This is a genomic window from Aestuariivita boseongensis (genome assembly GCF_001262635.1).
Taxonomy (GTDB): domain Bacteria; phylum Pseudomonadota; class Alphaproteobacteria; order Rhodobacterales; family Rhodobacteraceae; genus Aestuariivita; species Aestuariivita boseongensis.
This window is the reverse complement of the sequence record NZ_JXYH01000088.1, coordinates 1-6086: the sequence shown is the minus strand read 5'-3', so window position 1 is coordinate 6086 and position 6086 is coordinate 1. Positions and strand designations below refer to the sequence as shown.

Below are 6086 nucleotides of genomic sequence, written 5' to 3'. Positions count from 1 at the left end.
CCCGTTTGGTTTTGTGGCCGGGGCAGTGCATCTTTTGGGGTGGTTTGCTTTGGGCAGGCGTTGGTGTGCCGTATTTGGAAAGAGAAGAAGGGACAATTTGCGCGGGTAGTTTTACGCTGGCTCACAATTCCGTGGGGCGGGCTTCGCGGGCCTGCGCTTTTCCGGCAGCATGGTGGGCAGGAGGAGGCGTCCATGGTTTTGCGGATATGGCAGGGCGTTCTGGCCGCGCTTTGGCTGAGCGCGGCAGGCGCCGAGGCGAGCCCTGAGTTCTGGGTCTATCAGTGGCCCGATACGGATTTTGAGATCACATCGCTGGACAGCTGGCGCGAGATTCAGAGCGGGGGGCCGGGTCGCGACGGGATCCCGGCGCTGGATGATCCGCAATTTGTCCGGGCCGGAGAGGTGCAGATCGCACCGCGGGAGCCTGTGGTCACGGTGGAGATCGCGGGGGAGGCGGCGCGGGCCTATCCGATCCGGTATCTGATGTGGCATGAGATCGTGAATGACCGCATCGGTGCGGTGCCTGTCGCGGTGACCTATTGCCCCTTGTGCAATTCCTTCATCACCTTTGACCGGCGGGTCGGTGCGGGGGTGCTGTCTTTTGGTGTCACGGGGCTCCTGCGAAATTCCGACATGGTCATGTATGATCGGGAGACCGAAAGCTGGTGGCAGCAGGCCACGGGCATCGGGATCGTGGGAGAGATGACGGGGGTGGAGCTGGCGGTTCTGCCCACCTGGATGGAAAGCTGGGCCGAGTTCACCGCGCGCCATCCGGACGGGCTGGTGATGGCGGAGCCGGCCCATCGCAGGCCTTATGGGCGCAACCCTTATGAGGGCTATGACGGGGCGCGGCGCCCGTTTCTGTATTCAGGCGAACCGCCGCCCCACGGCATCGCACCGCTGATGCGTGTGGTGCGCGTAGAGGATCGCGCCTGGCCCATGGATCGTGTCGCGCAGGTGGGCGAGATCCGGGAGGCGGGCGTGGTGATTTCCTGGGTCAGCGGCCAGGCCTCGGCGTTGGATGCGGGAGAGATCGGGCAGGGGCGCGATGTGGGCACGATCCGGGTGCGCGATGCGGACGGGCGCGACCTGGTCCATGATGTGATGTTTGCCTTTGCCTTCCACGCCTTCTGGCCCGAGGGCACATGGATGCTGGGGGATTAACCGCGTATCTGGGTCAGCATGTCATGAAATGCAAACGGGCGCCGCGATACTGGTCGCTGGCGCCCGCTTGTCTGTCAGGTTCGTCTTCTGCTTACGAAGCCGTGTCCGTCCCCTTGGCCGCGGCCGGATTCGCCGTTTCCGGCTTGGTCCCGCGGCCCGGGTTTAAAGGGTCGTCTTGACGCTGAACCGAGCCCTCGAAATGTGCGCCGGATTCAATGGCGATGGTTTTGTGGATGATGTCGCCTTCGACACGTGCGGTCGAGGTCAGGCGCACTTTCAGGCCACGCACGCGGCCCACGATGCGGCCGTTGATCACCACGTCATCTGCGGTGACTTCGCCCTTGATCGTGGCGCTTTCGCCGATGGTCAGCAGGTGGGCGCGGATGTCGCCTTCGACGGTGCCTTCGACCTGGATGTCACCGGTGGTTTTCAGGTTGCCGGTGATGTGCAGATCCGACGACAGCGTGGACGCGGGCGGTTTCGCCTTGGGCGTTGCGGGCTTTGCCTCTCCCGATGCGGGGGGCGCTGAGGGCGTGGGTTTCGGAGCAGCCGGGTTGGCCGTGTCCGTCGCCTTGGGCCCGGGTTCGTTGATTTTGCTTTTAGAAAACATCGTTTGCAGCCTTGATATAGATCATGGGGTTGACGGGTCTGCCGCCGACACGCACTTCGTAATGGAGATGGGTGCCGGTGGAACGGCCGGTGTTACCCATATCAGCAATGTGATCCCCGCGCGAGACCCTTTGGCCTTTTCTGACACGCAGGTTGGAGTTGTGGGCATAGAGGGTTTCGATGCCGAAGTCATGCTGAATCTTGACCAGACGCCCGAAGCCCGACTGCCAGCCCGCATGGGTCACCACACCGTCGGCGGTGGCATAGATGTTGGTGCCATGGGCACCCGCGAAATCGGTGCCGTTATGCATCCGCCGGCCGCCGGTTTTCGGATCGCGCCGGTAGCCGAAGCCCGAGGTGAAGCGGAAAGCACTTTTCACCGGCATGGCGAAAGGGGCCTTTTCGGCGGCGATGCGGTAGAGGTTCAGCTTGTCCATCTGTTCCAGCAGGCGATTGGCGCGGATCGCATCGGCCGAGGGTTCCTCACCGCTGGTCGAGAAGGTCAAAGGGGTCAGGGGACCGCCTTGCCCCGTATAGCCGCGGCGCACCTGTTCGATGATCTGATCGGTGGGCATGCCTGCTTGGCGGAACATCTTGTCGAGCGGTTCGACAGAGACGGTCATCGCTTCTTCCAGCTGGCGGAAGATCTCGTCGTTTTGATCGCGCATCAGGGCGATCTCAAGCTCCATCTCCTTGGCGCGGGTCAGGGCTTCTTGTGCATCGGCTTCGATCTGGTCGCGTTCGGCGGCGGTTTGCGCCAGCGCTTCGGCCAGGAAATTCACCGGCGCGTTCACCGTTGTCGCCCCGTTAGACGCCGCTGCCACGACTTCGGCTTTTTGTTCTTTCAGCTGCGCAATCATACGGCGCGCGGCTTCGCGATCGTTCATGGTGTCGCGCAGCGTGGTCTGGATGACTTCGATCCCTGTCTCCAGCTCGCGGCGGCGGGTTTCCGAGGCCAGAAGCTGCGATTGCATGACCGAAATCTGCTGCAAGGCCGCGTTGAACCGGTTCTGTGCCGCAAGCGCTTCTTCCATGCGCATGTCGCGTTCGCCGGCCAGAACGTTCAGCCGTTCCTGATACAGCCGTTGGTCACGCTTGGCCTGTTCGCGGAAATTGCCTGCGCCGATACTGTCCATCAGGATGATGGCCGTCGCGACAATGGCCCAGGCTACGACAACGGTGGCGCCCAGAAAGGCTAGCAGCTGTGTGCCCGGACGCAGGCGGATGAACCGCGTGTCGGTATCGGATTTCAGAAATACCCTGCGTTCAGGGAAGTACCGCTCAAGCAGGTGGTGAAGTGTTATCGCCAGACGTGTTCTCACGCGTCTTTCCTTGTCCCATCCCAGTCATGACGAAACTGCCCGTGCCTCTTGGCCCCTGAATTCGTCCCGCGTTCAATATCCAGCGCCGCGGAATTGGGCAAGTTTGTTGTCCGCTTCTGCGACGACATGAGCGCTTCACTGCCGTGATGGGCGAAAAATCGCCGATTAATCAGGGGTTACGTTGGGTAAACCTTATCTGACGCGTTGCGGCGCGATCAGGCGGGTTGTGCATCTTTTTCGTGCACAAGTGGCCAATAGAAATCGGGCGGGATGCCTGCCTCGGCGCGTTTTTCCTCGTTGAAGGGGGGCTTCAGGCCGCCGTGGAAGTACTGGCGCACCAGTGCGTGGAAGACTTCGGTGGGGTCTTTGTTTTCGCGCCCGCAAAGAAAGTGGAACCATTTGGAGCCATAGGCCACATGGTGCACCTCTTCGGCGTAGATGGTTTCCAGTGCCGCAACGGCAGAGGTCGCATTGGCCTTGCGGAAAATTTCGATCATGCCGGGGGTCACGTCGAGGCCGCGCGCTTCAAGCACCATGGGTACAACGGCAAGGCGGCCCATGAAGTCTTCGGCGGTGTCTTCGGCGGCGCGCCACATGCCCGCATGGGCGGGCAGGGCGCCGTAATGGCTGCCCATCTCTTCCAGGCAGTCGCACATCAGGTTGAAATGCTTGGATTCCTCATCGGCCGATTTCACCCAATCGTCGAAAAACCCCATGGGCATCGGCACATGGGAAAACCGGGCGATGATGTCCCAATGAAGATCGACGGCGTTCAGTTCGATATGGGCAACCGCGTGCAGAAGCGCGATCCGGCCCGCTTCGGACCCCGGTTTGCGCTTGGGTACGTCGCGGGGTGACAGCAATTCGGGCCGGTCTGGCCGTGCTGGATGCAGCGGGGGGCTGGCCGTGCCCACGGGAATCTCGGGCCCGTCGCCCGCGCGGGACGCCCGCCATGCCGCGGCATGGGCGCGCGAAATGGCGGTTTTCCTGCGTCCGTCTGCGGTGGTCAGAACCTCTACCGCGCACTCGGCCAGCGATTGGGTCATGTCAGCCCAGTTCCTTCACGGCGGCCAGCACTTCATCGACGTGGCCCGGTACTTTGACCTTGCGCCAGACGCGCGCGATCTGGCCATCGGCCCCGATCAGGAAGGTCGAGCGTTCGATGCCCATGAACTTCTTGCCGTACATGCTTTTTTCCTTCCACACGCCATAGTCTTCGCATGTGGTGCCATGTTCATCCGACAGCATCGGCACTGTCAGATCGCGCTTGGCGACAAATTTCTCGTGGCTTTCCACGCTGTCTTTCGACACGCCCAGCACCACGGCACCCGCCGCGTCGAAATCCGCCTTGGCTTCGGAAAAGCCGATGGATTCCTTGGTGCAGCCCGGCGTGTCATCGCGGGGATAGAAAAACAGGACAACCGCCTTGCCCTTGAACTGGGACAAGCTGACCTCTTCGCCACCGTCGCGCGGCAGCGTAAACTCCGGGGCCATGTCGTTGACGTCGACCATCGGCGTAACCTCACTCGTTTATGGACATCTTAAAGGGTTTATGAGTTTCATATTAGGACGAGGCCCGCAAGAATAAAGGCATGATGCCGGTAACCGATATGGCCCAAAGGCAGTGACAGACGAAAACCAACCCACCGGGGACAAATCCGCACGCAAGTCGCGGCTGGGCGCGCATGCGCGCAAGGCAGGGCGTGTGGGCATCTGGTCGGTGATGTTGGTGTCGGTTCTGGCGGCGCTGGCGGGGTTGGCGCTGCTTTTAATCATCGACCAGACTTTGCGCGCGCCGGACTGGTTGCGCGACCGGGTCGAGGCGCGGCTGGAACAGAACATGGGCGGCCTGCAGCTGGAGTTTGGCGCGGTTGAGCTGGTGATCGGCAATGGCTGGCGGCCACGCGCGGCGCTGCGCGACGTGCGGCTGAGGGATGCCGAGGGGCGACGCATCCTGTCGCTGACCGATGCAGAGGCCAGTCTGGCCATGCGCCAGCTTCTGCAAGGTCAGCTGCAGCCCAAGCAGGTGACGCTGAGCGGAGCCTTTGCCGTTTTGCGCCGCGATGCGCAGGGGGCATTTTCGCTGGCTTTTGATGGGGGCGACCGGGCCTTTGGAGGCGTGGCGGGACTGCCTGCGCTGGTGGAAGAGCTGGAAGGCGTCTTTGCCACCCCGCAACTGGAAGCGCTACTTGATGTGACGCTGGATCAGGTCAACCTGCGTTATGAAGATGCCTTGTCGGGTCAGGCCTGGACGGTGGATGGTGGCGTGTTTCGCCTGACCCGTGAGGCGCAACAGCTGCGCATCGCCGGCAATCTGGCGCTGCTGTCGGCGCGCGATTTCGCCTCCTCGCTTGAGGTCAATTACAGCTCGTCCCTGGGCGATCAGGCGGCAACCATCGGCATCACGCTGACCGATGTTCCGGCCCGTGACATCGCCAGTCAGGCGGTCGCGCTGTCCTGGCTTGAGCCGTTGCGCGCGCCTCTGTCGGGGTCGTTGCGCGCGGGCATCGAGTCGGACGGAACGTGGCTGCCACTGAACGCGACGCTGCAGATCGGTGCGGGTGTGTTGCAGCCCAACGACCAAACACGCCCGATCCCGTTTCAGGCCGCGCGGGCCTATTTCACCTATGACCCGGCGGGGCGGGAGATCCGGTTTGACGAGATCTTTGTCGACAGCGACTGGGTCAACGGCACGGCCGAAGGCACGACGCTGCTGCAAGGGATCGAGGAGGGGCGGCTGACCGGGCTTCTGGGGCAGATGCGTCTGACCACGACCCGGCTGAACCCGGCCAATCTGTATGAAAGCCCGATCACGCTCAACGGCGCGGCGGCGGATTTCAAACTGCAGCTGAACCCGTTCACACTGACTTTGGGCGAAGTCTATGTCGAAGATCAGGGCAATGAGCTGTATCTGAGCGGTGATCTGTCTGCGACCGATGCGGGCTGGCAGGTCGCGGTTGACGGCCACATGAACGCGCTGACGCCCGAACG

The 6086-nt window shown here is 62.5% G+C and carries 5 protein-coding genes and 1 pseudogene; 2 read left to right on the top strand and 4 right to left on the bottom strand.

Annotated features, from left to right (window positions below):
* Nucleotides 1-192 precede the first annotated feature (192 nt).
* Entirely contained in the window at nucleotides 193-1164 is a 972-nt protein-coding gene (locus TR61_RS18960; protein ID WP_082182050.1) for a DUF3179 domain-containing protein, read from the top strand.
* 91 nt (nucleotides 1165-1255) lie between these two features.
* On the opposite strand, the gene TR61_RS18955 is transcribed toward TR61_RS18960, so the two are convergent.
* The 4 genes from TR61_RS18955 to bcp form a co-directional block, all read right to left on the bottom strand.
* Entirely contained in the window at nucleotides 1256-1774 is a 519-nt protein-coding gene (locus TR61_RS18955; RefSeq protein WP_050932101.1) for a bactofilin family protein, read from the bottom strand.
* A complete protein-coding gene (locus TR61_RS18950) occupies nucleotides 1764-3095 on the bottom strand; it encodes a M23 family metallopeptidase (RefSeq protein WP_050932100.1) in 1332 nt (443 codons plus the stop codon). Before TR61_RS18950 ends, TR61_RS18955 begins: the two co-directional genes overlap by 11 nt.
* Before the next feature lie 215 nt (nucleotides 3096-3310).
* On the bottom strand, nucleotides 3311-4141 hold the full coding sequence (locus tag TR61_RS18945) for a ferritin-like domain-containing protein (protein WP_050932099.1): 831 nt from the start codon (nucleotides 4139-4141) through the stop codon (nucleotides 3311-3313).
* Nucleotide 4142: 1 nt separating this feature from the next.
* Complete coding sequence (gene bcp, locus TR61_RS18940) at nucleotides 4143-4607, bottom strand: thioredoxin-dependent thiol peroxidase (RefSeq protein ID WP_050932098.1); 465 nt, start codon at nucleotides 4605-4607, stop codon at nucleotides 4143-4145.
* Nucleotides 4608-4719: 112 nt separating this feature from the next.
* Between bcp and TR61_RS18935 the strand changes: the two are divergent.
* A pseudogene (locus TR61_RS18935) lies at nucleotides 4720-6086 on the top strand (YhdP family protein); the annotation flags it as partial.

What these genes read in the sequence shown, in the direction of transcription:
- TR61_RS18960 (WP_082182050.1), top strand. Translation starts at nt 193, where the DNA reads ATGGTTTTGCGGATATGGCAGGGCGTTCTGGCCGCGCTTTGGCTGAGC.
- TR61_RS18955 (WP_050932101.1), bottom strand. Translation starts at nt 1,774, where the DNA reads ATGTTTTCTAAAAGCAAAATCAACGAACCCGGGCCCAAGGCGACGGAC.
- TR61_RS18945 (WP_050932099.1), bottom strand. Translation starts at nt 4,141, where the DNA reads ATGACCCAATCGCTGGCCGAGTGCGCGGTAGAGGTTCTGACCACCGCA.
- bcp (WP_050932098.1), bottom strand. Translation starts at nt 4,607, where the DNA reads ATGGTCGACGTCAACGACATGGCCCCGGAGTTTACGCTGCCGCGCGAC.